This is a genomic window from Pseudobutyrivibrio ruminis HUN009 (assembly GCF_000703005.1).
Taxonomy (GTDB): Bacteria; Bacillota; Clostridia; order Lachnospirales; family Lachnospiraceae; genus Pseudobutyrivibrio; species Pseudobutyrivibrio ruminis_A.
Map to the genome: position 1 here is coordinate 1,907,954 of NZ_JNLH01000001.1, position 15,950 is coordinate 1,923,903.

13 protein-coding genes are annotated in these 15,950 nt (G+C 39.8%); 7 read left to right on the top strand and 6 right to left on the bottom strand.

Annotated elements, in window-relative coordinates:
- Positions 1-7: 7 nt before the first annotated feature.
- Positions 8-1,777 (bottom strand): diguanylate cyclase, encoded by a 1,770-nt coding sequence (locus tag BO15_RS0108565; protein WP_033153943.1) that lies wholly within the window; start codon positions 1,775-1,777, stop codon positions 8-10.
- A gap of 159 nt (positions 1,778-1,936) precedes the next feature.
- On the opposite strand from BO15_RS0108565, the gene BO15_RS0108570 reads away from it, so the two are divergent.
- Complete coding sequence (locus BO15_RS0108570; RefSeq protein WP_033153944.1) at positions 1,937-2,752, top strand: PilZ domain-containing protein; 816 nt, start codon at positions 1,937-1,939, stop codon at positions 2,750-2,752.
- A 60-nt stretch (positions 2,753-2,812) separates the two neighbouring features.
- On the opposite strand, the gene rpsT is transcribed toward BO15_RS0108570, so the two are convergent.
- The 3 genes from rpsT to lepA form a co-directional block, all read right to left on the bottom strand.
- The gene (gene rpsT / locus BO15_RS0108575; RefSeq protein WP_033153945.1) at positions 2,813-3,076 is read right to left on the bottom strand and encodes a 30S ribosomal protein S20; all 264 of its coding nucleotides are present in this window, start codon (positions 3,074-3,076) and stop codon (positions 2,813-2,815) included.
- A 158-nt stretch (positions 3,077-3,234) separates the two neighbouring features.
- Positions 3,235-4,437: a radical SAM family heme chaperone HemW gene (gene hemW, locus BO15_RS0108580; protein ID WP_033153946.1), complete on the bottom strand. Its 1,203-nt coding sequence runs from the start codon at positions 4,435-4,437 to the stop codon at positions 3,235-3,237.
- A 1-nt stretch (position 4,438) separates the two neighbouring features.
- Positions 4,439-6,244 carry a translation elongation factor 4 gene (gene lepA / locus BO15_RS0108585; protein ID WP_033153947.1) on the bottom strand — a complete coding sequence of 602 codons (1,806 nt, stop codon included), beginning with the start codon at positions 6,242-6,244 and terminating at the stop codon, positions 4,439-4,441.
- Positions 6,245-6,488: 244 nt separating this feature from the next.
- On the opposite strand from lepA, the gene hrcA reads away from it, so the two are divergent.
- The 6 genes from hrcA (at position 6,489) to BO15_RS0108615 (ending at position 13,112) form a co-directional block, all read left to right on the top strand.
- Positions 6,489-7,544, top strand: coding sequence for a heat-inducible transcriptional repressor HrcA (hrcA, locus tag BO15_RS0108590; protein ID WP_033153948.1), 1,056 nt, complete (start codon positions 6,489-6,491; stop codon positions 7,542-7,544).
- A 44-nt stretch (positions 7,545-7,588) separates the two neighbouring features.
- The gene (grpE, locus tag BO15_RS0108595) at positions 7,589-8,206 is read left to right on the top strand and encodes a nucleotide exchange factor GrpE (RefSeq protein ID WP_033154807.1); all 618 of its coding nucleotides are present in this window, start codon (positions 7,589-7,591) and stop codon (positions 8,204-8,206) included.
- 23 nt (positions 8,207-8,229) lie between these two features.
- Positions 8,230-10,122, top strand: coding sequence for a molecular chaperone DnaK (gene dnaK / locus BO15_RS0108600; RefSeq protein ID WP_033153949.1), 1,893 nt, complete (start codon positions 8,230-8,232; stop codon positions 10,120-10,122).
- Between the two features lie 125 nt (positions 10,123-10,247).
- A complete protein-coding gene (gene dnaJ, locus BO15_RS0108605) occupies positions 10,248-11,417 on the top strand; it encodes a molecular chaperone DnaJ (RefSeq protein WP_033153950.1) in 1,170 nt (389 codons plus the stop codon).
- 10 nt (positions 11,418-11,427) lie between these two features.
- The gene (locus tag BO15_RS0108610; RefSeq protein WP_033153951.1) at positions 11,428-12,369 is read left to right on the top strand and encodes a DUF1848 domain-containing protein; all 942 of its coding nucleotides are present in this window, start codon (positions 11,428-11,430) and stop codon (positions 12,367-12,369) included.
- Between the two features lie 17 nt (positions 12,370-12,386).
- Positions 12,387-13,112 carry a sulfite exporter TauE/SafE family protein gene (locus BO15_RS0108615; RefSeq protein WP_033153952.1) on the top strand — a complete coding sequence of 242 codons (726 nt, stop codon included), beginning with the start codon at positions 12,387-12,389 and terminating at the stop codon, positions 13,110-13,112.
- A 39-nt stretch (positions 13,113-13,151) separates the two neighbouring features.
- Here BO15_RS0108615 and BO15_RS0108620 read toward each other — a convergent pair whose 3' ends face one another.
- Positions 13,152-13,631 (bottom strand): chemotaxis protein CheW, encoded by a 480-nt coding sequence (locus tag BO15_RS0108620; RefSeq protein WP_033153953.1) that lies wholly within the window; start codon positions 13,629-13,631, stop codon positions 13,152-13,154.
- 29 nt (positions 13,632-13,660) lie between these two features.
- Entirely contained in the window at positions 13,661-15,658 is a 1,998-nt protein-coding gene (locus tag BO15_RS0108625) for a methyl-accepting chemotaxis protein (protein WP_033153954.1), read from the bottom strand.
- Positions 15,659-15,950 lie beyond the last annotated feature (292 nt).

The following is a 15,950-nucleotide window of genomic DNA, read 5'->3' on the forward strand; positions in this document are numbered from 1 at the left end:
TTATTTTTTATTTTATACATGTCTTGTTTTTACCAGTTTCCTTGGCTTCATAAAGAGCCAAATCTGCTCGCTTGAATACTGATTCGGCAGTATCCCCAGCGATGAAAGCGGTAAGCCCAAGGCTTACAGTAGGAGAGTCTATTCCATCAAATTTTATGCTGGAGACTCGTTTTCTGGCTTCTTCAATATTGGATAAAACTTCATCTAGCTTTAATGTAGGGGCGATAAACATAAATTCTTCGCCGCCCCAGCGTCCGATAATTCCGCTAGGGAGTTTTTCAACTTCGTTATCCAGCTGCTTGGAAAGCTCTTTTAGAACGATATCACCCATGGTATGACCATATGTATCATTAATTTCTTTAAAATTATCAATATCCACAATACCTATAATCATATCAAAGCCGTTTTTATTCGCTCTATCAATGGCGTTTGAAACAAGCTTGTTGAGCATTCTGCGATTATATAATCCTGTTAGTTCGTCAGTATCTGCAATCTCTTGCAGCTTTTCGTTGGCCTCCTGAAGCTCAGCAGCTGTGACGTTAATAAAGTTGGCCAAACGACGTACCATAGAAACCTGACTGTGCATTTTTTGCTCTTCTGGTATAGGCAGAGCTTTGTCGCCATTAAATGATGGCTGAACAATAGCCTTTTCACCTTCACGCATGCCAATTGCTATCAATGTGACATGATGCTCGATGATGTGGTCCCCCATGCGCATAATCTCTCCGCTTGAGTAGAATCCTGAGGTTGGAGAGATGGCTGCAAATGGTGCTGTTTCCTTGTTGATAAGGTATTTCCAGTAAAGTCGTCGGACTCCGCAGCTATACAAGAATATTGCTTGTGGTGCGAAGGTCTTTACTTTTTTTACAAGAGCAATTACGTCTTCCTTGATTACATCAGGGTCTCCGTAGGAAAGATTGATTGGAGTTCCTGGGTCGATATCAGCTGCAAGAATAATAGAGTTATCTTCGTTATTACATGAAAAAGGTAATCGTAATACTTCATTGCCATGCTGATGAGACATTATTGGGAATTCCAATATGTTTGAAAAGAAGTTTTCATCAGCCTGGATATCCAAGTACTTGCTATATAATTTGCCAGCAGGGATATTATTGATTTCAAATAGCTGTTTGCCCTTTATTTTGGTGACTTTTAATTCCTTGCCTAATGCCTTCCAGCCTATTGCATGGTGCACATCGATATGAAAATCTGGACCGGAATAGGTTATCACAAGGACACCATTAGGAGAGATGTCATTCTCATCTATTACACAGGTATTTTCATCAGATATTGTGACGGCGGCACTTCCTCCACCAAATACGAAAATATCTTTATGGCATTTTTCTACGTTATTTAAAATGATATGACTGTTAATCGATTTGAGGGTAATAAGTAATTCGGCTGCTACGATATTTTCCGTTGAATCTATAAAATCTGATATGCTTTTCCCTACAATGTCTTCATTTCCTGGAATGCAATTGAATAATTTGACCTGGGTTGAGGTGCTTTCAAAAACAGAGACAGAAATAACCATTCCTTCATCAACTAGATGGCCATCGCAAATACCACCGTTGGTGCTGGTTCCGCCAATTGACGCAGTTGGAAAGGCATCAAGAATTTCAGAAATAACAGTATCAATTTCTGATGTATCGATGCCATTTGTGTAAATATGAAATAGAATTGATGAATAAGAATCATTGCCAATTTCTTTGTGCAAAGAATTCAGTACATTTTCTATATGAGATGTATTCTCAAGTTCATAATTGTATTGTTTCAAATTATCGCCCTCATTGGATTTACATATTTCCTCTTTAAATATACATAATACTGTACGATAAATCATGCAAATTGTGTGAAGTATTTGTTACGAAAGATATTGGATATAATGGCTAATTCTCTAGTAGTCAGGAATTTTTTTCTTTGTTAAAATTAAAATATGAATAAAGGTAAAGCGATTACTAAATTACATATTTCAGATGTGACTGAAAAGGCGCGCATCTCTGTGCAAGCAACTCTTGAGAATAAAAAACTGGAGCTGCCTACGGAGTATGCCGTTTTGGATGAAAAAGAGCAAGAAGAATTTACTGCTAAGTTTGGTAATAAAGGTATCCCAATAGAGAACATTATTCAAATGTGGCAGAACTCTGTTAGAGAAGTAGATTTTACTGGAAGCGTTTCAAAACTTGATTTGATAGTAGTGAATGATCAAGGTGTTTTTATTTGGGAAAATATCAAAATATATAGATTCACTTTTTCGTCAGGACGTTCAATCCACGTTGTATTACCATTATTAGAAGAGGGAAATAAATATAATAGACGTCGTGGAGTGCGCATTAATATTGATAAGGTTATGGAGGTAGAGCAGGACGACGTAATGTATTCGGTTATCGTCCGAGATTTATCATATTGCGGAGTTGGATTCGTAGAGCCTTTAGGTTCTCAAATTGATCCAAATCGAGAGTTTATATTACATCTTACAGAGAATAGTGATGATGGTGAAAGGGAAGTAGGAAAGTTTTTTGGAAGAATTATTAACCAAAAGGACGATGAGAATGGTGGTACTTTTAGCGGGTGTACTATTTCATCAGACCATGCAGCTTTTCTACAAAGATATATTGCTACAAAGCAGATTGAGGCTATTAGAGGAAAGAGTAATTCATCAGGTATAAAAAGAATTAAGACGGGAGAGTTCTGGAAAGAAGATATAGCAGAAGAAATTAGTAAGTCTGAAGAAGATGAAGAGCAAGAATAAAAATAACAACAAAAAAGCATCGGCTGACGGGACCGATGCTTTTATTATTTCGTATTTAAATTAAGCAAGTGTGTTTACAAGCTTTGAAAGACGAGATACCTTACGGCTAACTGTGTTGTCGTGGTAAACGCCCTTAGAACCAGCCATCTCGATAACCTTGATAGCAGCCTTAAGCTCAGCCTCTGCAACAGCCTTATCGCCAGCTTCTACAGCAGCCTCAACACGCTTAACGTATGTCTTAACCTCTGATCTGATTGCCTTATTGCGCTCTGTTCTGATAGCTGTTACCTGAACACGCTTCTTAGCAGACTTAATATTTGCCATGTGTTGCTACACCTCCAATTTGTATAATTATAAAATGTTCAAATTAAATACGTTGTAGCCGGACACGGACAGTTCAACGCATACTCAAATATAATAGTTAATGAATCCCTAGTTGTCAATAGTTTGGGAATATTTTTATTGAAATAATGTAAATATTTCTACTTATCTAATAAAAATTGGGCAAGAACCTGATTACTTACATCTATTCCTATGTCTGTAAGGAATAATCGTCCCTCTTTAGCGTCCATAAAGCCCTGATTTCGAAGGGCGGTAATAATTGGACCATATATTGCTTCGATATCGATTCCAAACATATTGAAGAAGTCTGAGCGATTGACGCCATCTATTTTTCTAAGACCAAGGAACATGAATTCTTCCATAGCTTCTTTTTTAGAGAGGGCATTTTCATTGTCATAGAAAGGAGAGGAAAACTCGGTAGGAACTTCCTTACCTTCTGCAATCTGTTCAGCTATTTCGCAGTATTTGTATATGTCACGAATGTTGTCTGCACGCTTGTTTTGGTAAAGAGTAGCAGCACCGAGACCAAGTCCTAAATATGGAACACGGTCCCAATAGCCTATATTGTGGCGGCAAACCTTTCCACCGCGGGCATAGTTGGAAATCTCGTATCGTTTATAACCTTTCTTTTCAAGGTAGTCCATTGTGAATTTGTATAAATGATAAGATTCTTCGTCTGTAGGTAAATCCTCGGTTTCCATTCCAGCGTGCTGCTTAACAGCATCGAATTTGTATTTATCGTAGAATGGAGTACCTTCTTCAATAATCAAAGAGTAAGCAGATATATGCTCTGGTCGAAGCATAGTGACTGCGTTTAATGTGCGCTCAAGCTTTTCCACTGTTTGGTGAGGCAATCCTGTCATGATATCTACATTTACATTGTCAAAGCCTGCTTTACGAACTAAATCGAAGGTGTGGAGAAAACGATTGTAGTCGTGGATTCGTCCAAGCTCCCTTAATTCATCGTCATTTGCTGATTGCAGACCAATGGATAGTCTGTTGATTCCAACGCTTCGGTACACATTTAGCTTTTCAGCTGATAGTGTTCCAGGGTTACATTCGACGGATATTTCTGCCAATGGATTGACTCTGAAGGATGATTTTATGGTGGTAATAATTGAATCCATCAAATCTTCGGAAAGCCACGATGGGGTACCGCCGCCAACATAAATCGTAGCTACTTCAACGCCATGGACCTGGTTTGCCATATATTTTATTTCAGTGCACAAAGCAGCGACATAACGTCGCTGCATTTTTTCATCAAACACTCCTGAAAGGAAGTCGCAATATAAACATTTTTTTACACAGAATGGTATATGAATATATAGTTCGATAGGAGTCATTTTAATCCTCGTCTAATTTAAGAACGCTCATGAAAGCTGACTGTGGAATCTCTACATTGCCAACCTGACGCATTCGTTTTTTACCTTCCTTTTGCTTTTCAAGAAGCTTTTTCTTTCTACTGATATCACCACCGTAGCATTTTGCAAGTACATCCTTACGCATGGCTTTTACAGTTTCACGGGCAATAACCTTTGAACCAACGGCTGCCTGGATAGGAATTTCGAAAAGGTGACGTGGAATTTCTTCCTTGAGCTTTTCACACATCTTGCGGCCTCTCTCGTAAGCAGTACCAGAGAAGACGATGAATGAAAGTGCATCCACCTCTTCCTTATTAATAAGGATATCAAGCTTAACGAGCTCAGATTTCATGTATCCCTTCATTTCGTAGTCGAATGATGCATATCCGCGGGAGCGGCTCTTAAGAGCATCAAAGAAATCGTAAATGATTTCGTTAAGTGGAAGAGTGTATTTGAGGAGTGCACGTGTTTCTTCCATATATTCCATTGAAATATACTGGCCACGACGCTCCTGACAAAGGTCCATAATAGCACCGATGTATTCGCTAGTAACCATGATTTCTGCTTCAACGATTGGCTCTTCCATGTATTCGATTTCACTAGGGTCTGGAAGATTGCTTGGGTTTGTAAGCTCAATCATTGTGCCGTCTGTTTTGTATACTCGATAAACTACGCCTGGGGCAGTAGTAACTAAATCAAGATTGTATTCGCGCTCGAGTCGTTCCTGAATGATTTCCAAATGAAGAAGACCGAGGAAACCACAACGGAATCCAAAGCCAAGTGCGACAGAAGTCTCAGGCTCGAACTGTAAAGCTGCATCATTAAGCTGAAGCTTCTCCAGGGCATCACGCAAATCTGGGTACTTAGCGCCATCAGCAGGATAAAGACCGCAGTAAACCATTGGGTTAACCTTTTTATATCCTGGAAGTGGCTCGGCTGCAGGAGCATTAGCGTGAGTGATTGTATCACCAACACGAGTGTCGCGAACGTTTTTGATGGAAGCAGTCATATAACCTACCATTCCAGCTGGAAGCTCATCACAAGGAATGAACTGACCGGCACCGAAGTAGCCTACTTCTACAACATCAAATTCTGCACCAGTAGCCATCATTTTGACGCTGTCGCCAACCTTTAATGTTCCTTCTTTTACTCGACAGAATACGATAACACCCTTGTATGGGTCGTAAAGTGAGTCAAAGATTAGTGCCTGAAGTGGCGCCTTTGGATCACCAGTTGGTGCTGGAAGCTGATGTACGATTGCTTCCAAAACGTCGTGAATATTAAGGCCTGTCTTGGCTGAAATCTGAGGTGCATCATGTGCTTCTAAGCCGATTACATCCTCAATTTCTTCTATAACTCTATCTGGATCAGCAGAAGGTAAGTCGATTTTGTTGATGACAGGAATAACATCCAAATCGTGATCCAATGCAAGATATACATTTGCTAAAGTCTGAGCTTCGATACCCTGAGCTGCATCAACAACAAGAATAGCGCCATCACAAGCAGCCAGTGAACGAGAAACTTCATAATTAAAGTCAACATGGCCAGGGGTATCAATAAGGTTGAAAATGTATTCATTGCCATCATCAGCCTTGTAAACAATACGAACGGCTTGAGATTTGATTGTGATTCCACGCTCACGCTCAAGGTCCATATTGTCAAGAACTTGTGCCTGCATCTCACGATCAGTGAGAGTGCCTGTCATTTGTATGATACGATCGGCAAGTGTTGATTTGCCGTGATCGATATGTGCAACAATGCAAAAATTTCTGATTTTACTCTGATCCATAAAACACCTCTATATTAATGTAATTATTTTTGCAAATTAATGAAGATATTTACAAAAATGATTGCCTTCATATATTACCAAAGCTTAGGAAAAATAACAATTATGTAACATTATAAAGAAAGTATAAAAAATATCTTAAGGCGGTTGACAAAAGGGGACCCTAGGTGTAAATTAACATCAGAAAATGATTAGCACTCCAATTAGATGAGTGCTAACAACAAAACAACGGGGAAGAGGTGAATGTATGGCTGATATCGAACTAGATGAGCGAAAAGTAAAAATCTTAAATGCGATTATCAAGAATTACCTTGAGACTGGCGAGCCAGTCGGTTCAAGAACAATTTCAAAATACACTGATTTGAATCTTAGTTCAGCTACCATCCGAAACGAGATGTCAGATCTTGAGGATTTGGGATATATCGTTCAGCCACATACATCGGCAGGTCGTATTCCTTCAGACAAGGGTTACAGATTTTATGTAAACAATCTAATAGCTGAGAAGGATAAAGAAGTTGCAGATATGCATGAGTGGATGATTGAGAAGACTGAAAAGATGGAAAGCCTTCTTAAGAACGTAGCAAAGACACTGGCAAACAACACACAGTATGCAACACTTGTTTCAGCTCCTTCAGTTGTTTCAAATAGATTAAAGTTCGTTCAGCTTTCAGCTGTGGACGAGCATCAGGTGCTTTCAGTAGTTGTTATGGATGGCAACATTGTTAAGAATAAAATCATCAATGTGGATAAGCCGCTTGATAATGAAACAATGTTAAAGCTTAACATGCTTCTTAACACAAACCTAAATGGTCTGACGGTTGATCAAATCAATCTGGCAGTTATTTCCAGATTAAAGGAGCAGGCCGGTATCCATGATGAGATTGTAGAACAGGTACTTGACACCGTAGCAGAGACAATCACTGAAGGTGATGATTTACAGGTTTACACTTCAGGTGCTACCAACATCTTCAAGTATCCAGAGCTTGCTGATTCAAAGAAAGCATCTGAATTATTAGATACATTCGAAGAAAAGCAATCACTCATAGAGCTTCTTAATGATAGTTCAAGTGAAAGTGAGAGCACAGGAATTCAGGTTTATATCGGAGACGAATCTCCAATATCTACAATGAAGGATTGTTCGATTGTTACAGCAACATATGAGCTTGGCGAAGGAGTCAAAGGTACAATTGGTATCGTTGGTCCAAAGCGAATGGATTACGAAAATGTTGTTGACAATATAAAAAGTCTTAAAGGTCAGCTAGATAAACTACTTAAAAATGAGGCTGACAGAAATAAAGGATAAAGAAATTAAGGAGATGTAAATTCGTGGCAGAGAATAAAGAAAAAATGGAAGAGTTCTCTACTGAAGAAGCAGTTAAAGAAGCTATGGAAAATGCGGAAGCGATGGCTGAAGAAACCGAAGCTGATGTGACAGAAGCTTCTGATGAAAACACTTCAGAAGAATCTTCAAAAGAATCTACAAAAGAGGAAAAGGATGGCAAGAAGCCATTCAAGAAAAAAGAAAAGAAAAAAGATAAGCGTGATGAGCAGATAGAGCAGCTCACTGATAGAGTTACTCGTCAGATGGCAGAATTCGAAAACTTCCGTCGTCGTACAGAGCAGGAAAAGGCTCAGATGTTTGGAAATGGCGCAAAGGCCATCATTGAAAAGGTTCTTCCTGTAGTTGATAACTTCGAAAGAGGTCTTGCTACAGTTGAGGAAGGGGCAGATCCATTTGCTGATGGAATGCTCATGATATACAAGCAGTTACTTACAACTCTCGAGGAAGCAGGTGTTAAGCCTATCGAGGCTGTAGGAAAGGAATTCAATCCTGATTTCCACAACGCAGTAATGCATGTTGAGGATGATGAGGTTGGCGAGAACATCGTCGTAGAAGAATTCCAGAAGGGCTACATGTACAATGATTCAGTAGTTCGTCATTCAATGGTTAAGGTTGCAAACTAAGTTATTATAGGAGGAAATAAATCATGGGAAAGATTATTGGTATCGATTTAGGAACAACTAACAGCTGTGTTGCTGTTATGGAAGGTGGAAAGCCTACCGTTATCGCAAATACAGAGGGTGCTAGAACAACACCATCTATCGTAGCATTTACAAAGACAGGCGAGAGACTTGTTGGTGAGCCAGCAAAGCGTCAGGCTGTTACAAATGCAGAAAAGACAATCTCTTCAATTAAGAGAGATATGGGTACAGACAATGGTCGTATCATCGACGACAAGAAGTACTCTCCACAGCAGATTTCAGCTATGATTCTTCAGAAGCTTAAGAGTGATGCTGAGAACTACCTTGGTGAGAAAGTTTCAGAGGCAGTTATCACAGTTCCAGCTTACTTCAACGATGCTCAGCGTCAGGCTACAAAGGATGCTGGTAAGATTGCAGGTCTTGATGTAAAGCGTATCATCAACGAGCCTACAGCAGCTGCACTTGCTTATGGTCTTGATAACGAGCAGGAGCAGAAGATTATGGTATACGATCTTGGTGGCGGTACATTTGATGTATCTATCATTGAAATCGGTGATGGCGTTATCGAAGTACTTGCTACAGCTGGTAACAACAGACTTGGTGGTGATGATTTCGATCAGAAGATTACAGATTGGATGCTTGCAGAGTTTAAGGCAGCTGAGGGTGTAGATCTTTCAACAGATAAGATGGCACTTCAGAGACTTAAGGAAGCAGCTGAGAAGGCTAAGAAAGAGCTTTCATCTGCTACAACTACAAACATCAACCTTCCATTCATCACAGCTACAGCAGAAGGTCCAAAGCACTTTGATATGAACCTTACACGTGCTAAGTTTGATGAGTTAACACACGATTTAGTAGAAGCTACAGCAGGTCCTGTTAACCAGGCACTTAAGGATGCTGGTCTTAACGCTTCAGACCTTTCAAAGGTACTTCTTGTTGGTGGTTCTACAAGAATCCCAGCAGTTCAGGATAAGGTAAAGGCTCTTACAGGTCACGAGCCAAGCAAGACTCTTAACCCAGATGAGTGCGTAGCTATCGGTGCTTCAATCCAGGGTGGTAAGCTCGCTGGCGATGCTGGTGCAGGCGATATCCTTCTTCTTGATGTAACACCACTTTCACTTTCAATTGAGACAATGGGTGGTATTGCTACAAGACTTATCGAGAGAAACACAACTATTCCTACAAAGAAGAGCCAGATCTTCTCTACAGCAGCTGATAACCAGACAGCCGTTGATATCAACGTTGTACAGGGTGAGCGTCAGTTCGCTAAGGATAACAAGTCACTTGGACAGTTCAGACTTGATGGTATCCCACCAGCAATGAGAGGTGTACCACAGATCGAGGTTACATTCGATATTGATGCAAACGGTATTGTAAATGTATCTGCTAAGGATCTTGGAACAGGCAAGGAGCAGCACATTACAATCACAGCTGGTTCTAACATGTCTGATGAAGATATCGATAAGGCAGTTAAAGAGGCTCAGGAGTATGAGGCTCAGGATAAGAAGCGTAAGGAAGCTGTTGATACAAGAAACGACGTTGAAAGCTTTGTATTCCAGACAAAGAAGGCTCTTGATGAAGTAGGTGACAAGATTGATGCAGCTGATAAGGCAGCAGTTGAGGCTGATATTGAAGCAGCTCAGAAGCTTCTTGATCAGTACCAGACTCCAGAGGAGATGAGCGATTCACAGATTGGTGAGCTTAAGGCAGCTCAGGAGAAGCTTACAGAGTCAGCTCAGAAGGTATTTGCAAAGATGTATGAGCAGACACAACAGGCACAGGGCGGAGCAGCTGGTGCAGGCCCAGATATGAGCCAGTTCACAGGAGCAGGTGCTGGTGCAGGTGCACAGTCTAACCCAGCAGATGATGTCGTAGACGCTGATTTCAAGGAAGTTTAATTTGTAAATATGATATGCTGTGAAAAACACATTGTCTTGGCAAGCGCGAGCAGGAAGGCTAAACGTAAGCTTTGAAGGTCTTGGAGTTTTTCACGGCATTTTAATATGTAAAGGATTGATAAATAATGGCAGAACAAAAACGTGATTACTATGAGGTGCTTGGAGTTTCTAAGACAGCCTCAGATAGTGAGATCAAAAGTGCATATAGAAAGCTTGCTAAGAAGTATCACCCTGATATGAATCCAGGTGATGCAGAAGCTGAGAAGAAATTCAAAGAAGCTTCTGAAGCATATGCTGTTCTTTCTGATGCAGACAAGAGACGTCAGTACGATCAGTTCGGTCACGCAGCATTTGAAAATGGCGGTGGCGGAGCTGGCGGCTTTGATTTCTCTGGCATGGATTTCGGCGATATATTTGGCGACATTTTTGGAAGCTTCTTTGGAGGCGGCGGTGGTCGTGCTTCAAATGGTCCAATGCGTGGAGCAAACCTTAGAGCAGCAGTGCATATCACTTTTGAAGAAGCAGCTTTCGGTTGTGAGAAAGAGCTTGAAATCGTTCTTAAGGACGAATGTGCTGCTTGCCACGGTACTGGAGCGAAGCCTGGTACAAGCAAGCGTACATGTACAAAGTGTGGTGGTAAGGGACGTGTAATGATGTCTCAGCAGTCACTCTTTGGTATGGTTCAGAACGTTACCACATGTCCTGATTGTCAGGGAACAGGTGAGGTTATTGATACTCCATGTCCTGATTGTAATGGTACAGGCTATGTCGCTCGTAAGAAGAAGATTTCTGTTTCTATTCCAGCTGGTATCGATAATGGCCAGAGTGTTCGTATCCGTGAGAAGGGTGAGCCAGGTAGAAATGGTGGCCCAAGAGGCGATTTACTTGTAGAAGTAATCGTTAAAAATCATCCTATTTTCCAGCGTAGAGATATGGATGTATACTCATCAGCACCTATTTCATTTGCACAGGCTACACTTGGTGGCGAAGTTATCATCGATACTCTTGATGGCAAGGTATCATACGAGGTTAAGCCTGGTACACAGACTGATACAACAATCAGACTTCGTGGAAAAGGTATTCCTTCCCTTAGAAATAGAAATGTTCGTGGTGACCAGTATGTTACACTTGTTGTACAGGTTCCTACAGGACTTTCTAAGGAGGCAAAGGAAGCACTTCGCAAGTTCGATGAGCTTACAGGTAACACAACAGTTGGCGGTCCAAAGTCAGTAAAGGCTGAGAAAAAGAAGAAGGGCTTTGCAGATAAAATAAAGGACGCTATCGACGATCTATAAAGGATAAAAAATGATTATTAATACAGGGCAGCGCACAGATATACCGGCGTTCTTTCCGGAATGGTTTGCGAACCGACTGAGAGAAGGCTATGTATGTGTGCGCAATCCTTACAATCAAAGTTCAGTAAATAAATATATTTTAAACCCACAGGTGGTGGATGCTATTGGCTTTTGCACAAAGAATCCAGCACCTTTTTTTTCGTATTTGGATTTAGTAAAAGACTATGGTCAGTATTGGTATGTGACAATCACACCCTATGGCAAGGATATTGAGCCAGGTGTTCCAGATAAAAAAGAGGTAATGGAGTCCTTTAAATTCCTCTCTAAAACTGTGGGGATTAATCGAATTGGCTGGCGATATGATCCAATCTTTGTAAATGAAAAATATACAGTCGATTTTCATATTGAAGCCTTCACAAAGATGGCAGAAAATCTTAAAGGATACACCAATCATGTGGTAATCAGCTTTATTGATATTTATGAAAAGGTAAAGAAGAACTTTCCTGACGCAATGGCCGTATCTGCAGAAGATAAGCTTCGTTTGGGACAGGAGATTATTCGTATCGCGAAAGCCAACAATATGGTTGTAAAGCCATGTGCAGAAGGAGATTTTCTTGCTAAATATGGAGCTGATTGCAGTGGCTGCATGACAGTAGATATGTATGAAAAGGCCATTTCTGCTCATTTGAATGTGCCTAAATCAAATGTTAAGCCTGCCAGGGCAGACTGTGCTTGCTATCTTGGAGCAGATATAGGAGCGTACGATACCTGCAGACATTTTTGCAAATACTGTTATGCAAATAATGACTTAAGTCAGGTAAGAATAAATGAAAAACTCCACGACGTTAATTCTCCATTTTTAATTGGAGGATTTCGAGAGGGAGATATAATCCGTGAGGCTAATCAAAAGTCTTGGATTGACAATCAGATGAGCATTTTTGATTTAATATAGATTAGGTGGTTATTTTAATGTTTTTATGGATTTTAGCATCGTTTTGCGCTTTCTTTGTTAAAGGGCTATGTGGATTCGCAAATACGTTAGTGTTTGATACAATACTGGGATTTGGAGTAAACAATGTAAATATTTCTCCAGTGGAGCTGGTACTGGGGTATCCAACAAATGTAATATTGACTTTCAAAAACAGGAGAAAAATAGATAAAAATATCGTTATTCCCTTGATTATTGTGGTTATAGTAGGAAGTCTTCCCGGGGCATTTGTACTTCGATACGTAAATGCGAATATAGTTAAAATGATTTTTGGTGTTATGGTTACTCTTGTTGGCATAGATATGATGTATCGAGAGTATAAGCCCTCCGCTGGAAAGAGTCATAAATTATTTGACATAGTAATTGGAATACTTGCAGGCGCTATGTGTGGAATGTTCGGTGTGGGTGTGCTTTTGGCAGCATTTGTGAGCAAAGTTACAAAGACTAGCACAGAGTTTAAAGCTAATCTAAGCCTCGTATTCATAGCTGAAAACACCTTTAGGCTTGTCACATATATCGTACTTGGGGTAATGACATTTGAAAGTATTAAGAAGGCGTTGTACCTTGCTCCGGTAATGCTTTTCAGCCTTTGGCTTGGCATGAAGTGTGGGGATATCTTGGATGAAAAATTAGTAAAGAAGCTTGTAATTGTATTCCTAATAATCTCAGGAATTGCTATGATAGTAAATAATATGAACATAATATAAGAAAACGCCTAGAGCAAATGCTCTAGGCGTTTTCTTATATTATGCTACGCATTCCTCAATAGTCTTTTCATCAACAAGTGAATTGATATCAAGAATAGAGATAAGCATATCTGTCTTTTTACCTACACCTGAAATAAATGACTCATCAGACTTAATGAAAGGAGATGGGTATTCAATTTCTTCGCTAGAAATAACCATTACTTCTTTTACGGAATCAACTACGATGCCAACCTGCTCGTTTTCGTTGATGTTAAATACGATAACGCGTGTATCCTTTGTGATGATTTCCTCACCGTAGTTCATACGCTTGTGCATATCAATTACAGGAATTACGTGTCCTCGTAAGCTAATCATTCCCTTGATATAATCAGGAGCAAGAGGTACATCAGTAATCTCTGGCATCATAATAATAGTGTTGATATTGATGATATCGATGCCGTAAACCTCGTTATTTAAAGTGAAAATAATATATTGCTTTTCGTCAGCGTTATTATTTGTTTTAGTAATTAAATTAGACATTTCTAATCCTCCAAATGACTATAATTACCTTACTTGAAGAACTTCATCTCTTCATTTAACTGCTCAGCGATGTCTCTAAGATTAGTTGCAGATTCTGCAAGGTTTGTAACTGTAGCTGAAAGCTCTTCAACTGAAGCACCTGTTGTTTCTGATGATGCAGCGTTTTCCTCTGAAATAGCAGAGAGTGATGACATAGCGTTTGCTACTACTGTGTTTGAGTTTACGCAGTTGTTTGCTTCGCCAGAAATCTTTGAAACGCTAGCTACAGTTTCTTCGATATCCTGAAGCATTCCCTCTACAGCGAAAAGTGTCTCGCCAAGGGCCTTCTGCTGTTCCTCGTTTCCGTTCATAACATGAGCAGCAGCAGTAACAGCCTGCTCTGCCTCAGCTAAAAGCTGATCCATAAGGATTCTAATTTCTGATGCAAGGTTTTCTGAATCATCAGCAAGCTTTCTGATTTCCTCAGCAACTACAGCGAAGCCCTTACCTGCCTCACCAGCTCTAGCAGCCTCGATAGAAGCGTTAAGTGAAAGAAGGTTTGTCTGAGCGGCGATGCCAGAGATACCTTCAACACGCTCGTTGATGTTTGCAACTGCGTTCTGAGTTGAAGAAATCTTAGATGAAATCTCTTCAATCTTTGATGTCATTTCAGAGCTTGTAGCCTGAAGAGTAGCAAGAGAGTTGCTTGAAGCTTCTGATGCTGACTTCATACGCTCTGCAAGGTTAGACATATCGTTTGTAGAAGACTGTACATTGTCTACAGCTGTTGTGATCTGGTTTGTGCTATCTGCAGCTGACTGGATTTCCTCAGCCTGCTCTACAGCACCACTAGCAATCTGCTGTACTGCTACAGCTACTGATTCTGTTGTAGCGGCAATCTGGTTTGCCATCTCTGATAACTCGTCTGAAGACTCACCTACAGTGTTTGTAGAATCCTTAATATGACCTACGATAGCTGAAAGCTTATCAATAAGAGAGTTTGCATTGTTGATCATCTGACCAAATTCGTCAGCACGCTTTGTAAATTTATCTGTTTTCTTAAACTCACCGTTAGCTAATGCAGATAATACCTTGTTTACCTCAAGCATTGGCTTTGTGAAGTTGTTTGCAATAATGATAGAAAGAACTAATACAGCTATAACCATAGCGATACCAGTAAATATAATTAACATTGCGCCCTGTCTAGCTTCAGCGACAATGTCCTTCTGTGCCTTAGCTGCACAGATTACGTAACCTGATGAAGCATTTCTTACGTAGCTTACGTATACAGGGTAACCCTTTGCTGTACTAATATAGAAACCAGTCGTATCCTCTGAGGTCATATATGGTGAAGAAGAGAAGTTCTGAGCTTCATCTGTTGCTGCGATTTCAAAATCTGAGTGAGCAACCATATCAGCATTCTTATCTACTACGAATGCTTCCTCAGCATCTTCTGCTAATAATGTATGAATATCATCTGGGTTTAATGTTTTATGTACAACACCGAGAACTGTAGTACCGTTTGTATCAAAGATAGGTACAGCTACACAAATGTTTCTTGAATTTGTAACTGAGCTTACGAATACATTAGATACGTAAGTTTCACCCTTTATTGCAGCCTGGAAGTAATCTCTTTCGCCGATGTTCTTTAATTCGCCATCATCACTACGAAGTACCATATCACCATTTGTATTAGACATTACGATAGTATTGTCATCGTTGAATGACTCATTAATTTGTACCATCTGAGCCTTTACTACTGATGAATCTTCGAGCTCACCTTTTAAGAAAGCGATTGTCTCTGGAGAAGAAGCGAAGCTTCCAAGTGATGTCTCGGCTTTGATTAGCATCTTGTCTATTTCAGACTCGATGAACTTTGCTTGCCAGTCCAAATTCTGTTTTGCTGTTTCCTTAGCACTGTTAGTTGAGCTGTTATAGCTGATTGCTACGGCAACTAACAAAGGAACAATTGAAACCATGAGCATAATAGAGATAAGTTTTGTTCTTACGCTCTGTTTTTTTGTTTTCTGTGTTGTTGTCTTTTTCATTCTATTCCTCCGTGAATAATGAACATGTTTTTTCTATCAGTGTTATAAGTTATACTCAAAACACGAGTCGCAATATTAACATGGTTTTGTAACTATGTATAGTGTTTTTGCACAATTTTTTATCTCCAATTTGTTTATGTTGCTCAACTACAGGTTGACGACTGGATTTTTTTGAATGATCATTTTTGCAATTTTTCCTTGCAAGAATACTTGAAGTAGAAAACCGAAAAGGTGTAAAATAGTTTCCAGATGAACAAGCTTCATATTAATATTTCAATAATTTCGGAGGGGA

What these genes read in the sequence shown, in the direction of transcription:
- dnaJ (WP_033153950.1), top strand. Translation starts at nt 10,248, where the DNA reads ATGGCAGAACAAAAACGTGATTACTATGAGGTGCTTGGAGTTTCTAAG.
- BO15_RS0108620 (WP_033153953.1), bottom strand. Translation starts at nt 13,631, where the DNA reads ATGTCTAATTTAATTACTAAAACAAATAATAACGCTGACGAAAAGCAA.
- hrcA (WP_033153948.1), top strand. Translation starts at nt 6,489, where the DNA reads ATGGCTGATATCGAACTAGATGAGCGAAAAGTAAAAATCTTAAATGCG.
- BO15_RS0108570 (WP_033153944.1), top strand. Translation starts at nt 1,937, where the DNA reads ATGAATAAAGGTAAAGCGATTACTAAATTACATATTTCAGATGTGACT.
- rpsT (WP_033153945.1), bottom strand. Translation starts at nt 3,076, where the DNA reads ATGGCAAATATTAAGTCTGCTAAGAAGCGTGTTCAGGTAACAGCTATC.
- lepA (WP_033153947.1), bottom strand. Translation starts at nt 6,244, where the DNA reads ATGGATCAGAGTAAAATCAGAAATTTTTGCATTGTTGCACATATCGAT.
- BO15_RS0108615 (WP_033153952.1), top strand. Translation starts at nt 12,387, where the DNA reads ATGTTTTTATGGATTTTAGCATCGTTTTGCGCTTTCTTTGTTAAAGGG.
- BO15_RS0108625 (WP_033153954.1), bottom strand. Translation starts at nt 15,658, where the DNA reads ATGAAAAAGACAACAACACAGAAAACAAAAAAACAGAGCGTAAGAACA.
- BO15_RS0108610 (WP_033153951.1), top strand. Translation starts at nt 11,428, where the DNA reads ATGATTATTAATACAGGGCAGCGCACAGATATACCGGCGTTCTTTCCG.
- hemW (WP_033153946.1), bottom strand. Translation starts at nt 4,437, where the DNA reads ATGACTCCTATCGAACTATATATTCATATACCATTCTGTGTAAAAAAA.
- dnaK (WP_033153949.1), top strand. Translation starts at nt 8,230, where the DNA reads ATGGGAAAGATTATTGGTATCGATTTAGGAACAACTAACAGCTGTGTT.
- grpE (WP_033154807.1), top strand. Translation starts at nt 7,589, where the DNA reads ATGGAAGAGTTCTCTACTGAAGAAGCAGTTAAAGAAGCTATGGAAAAT.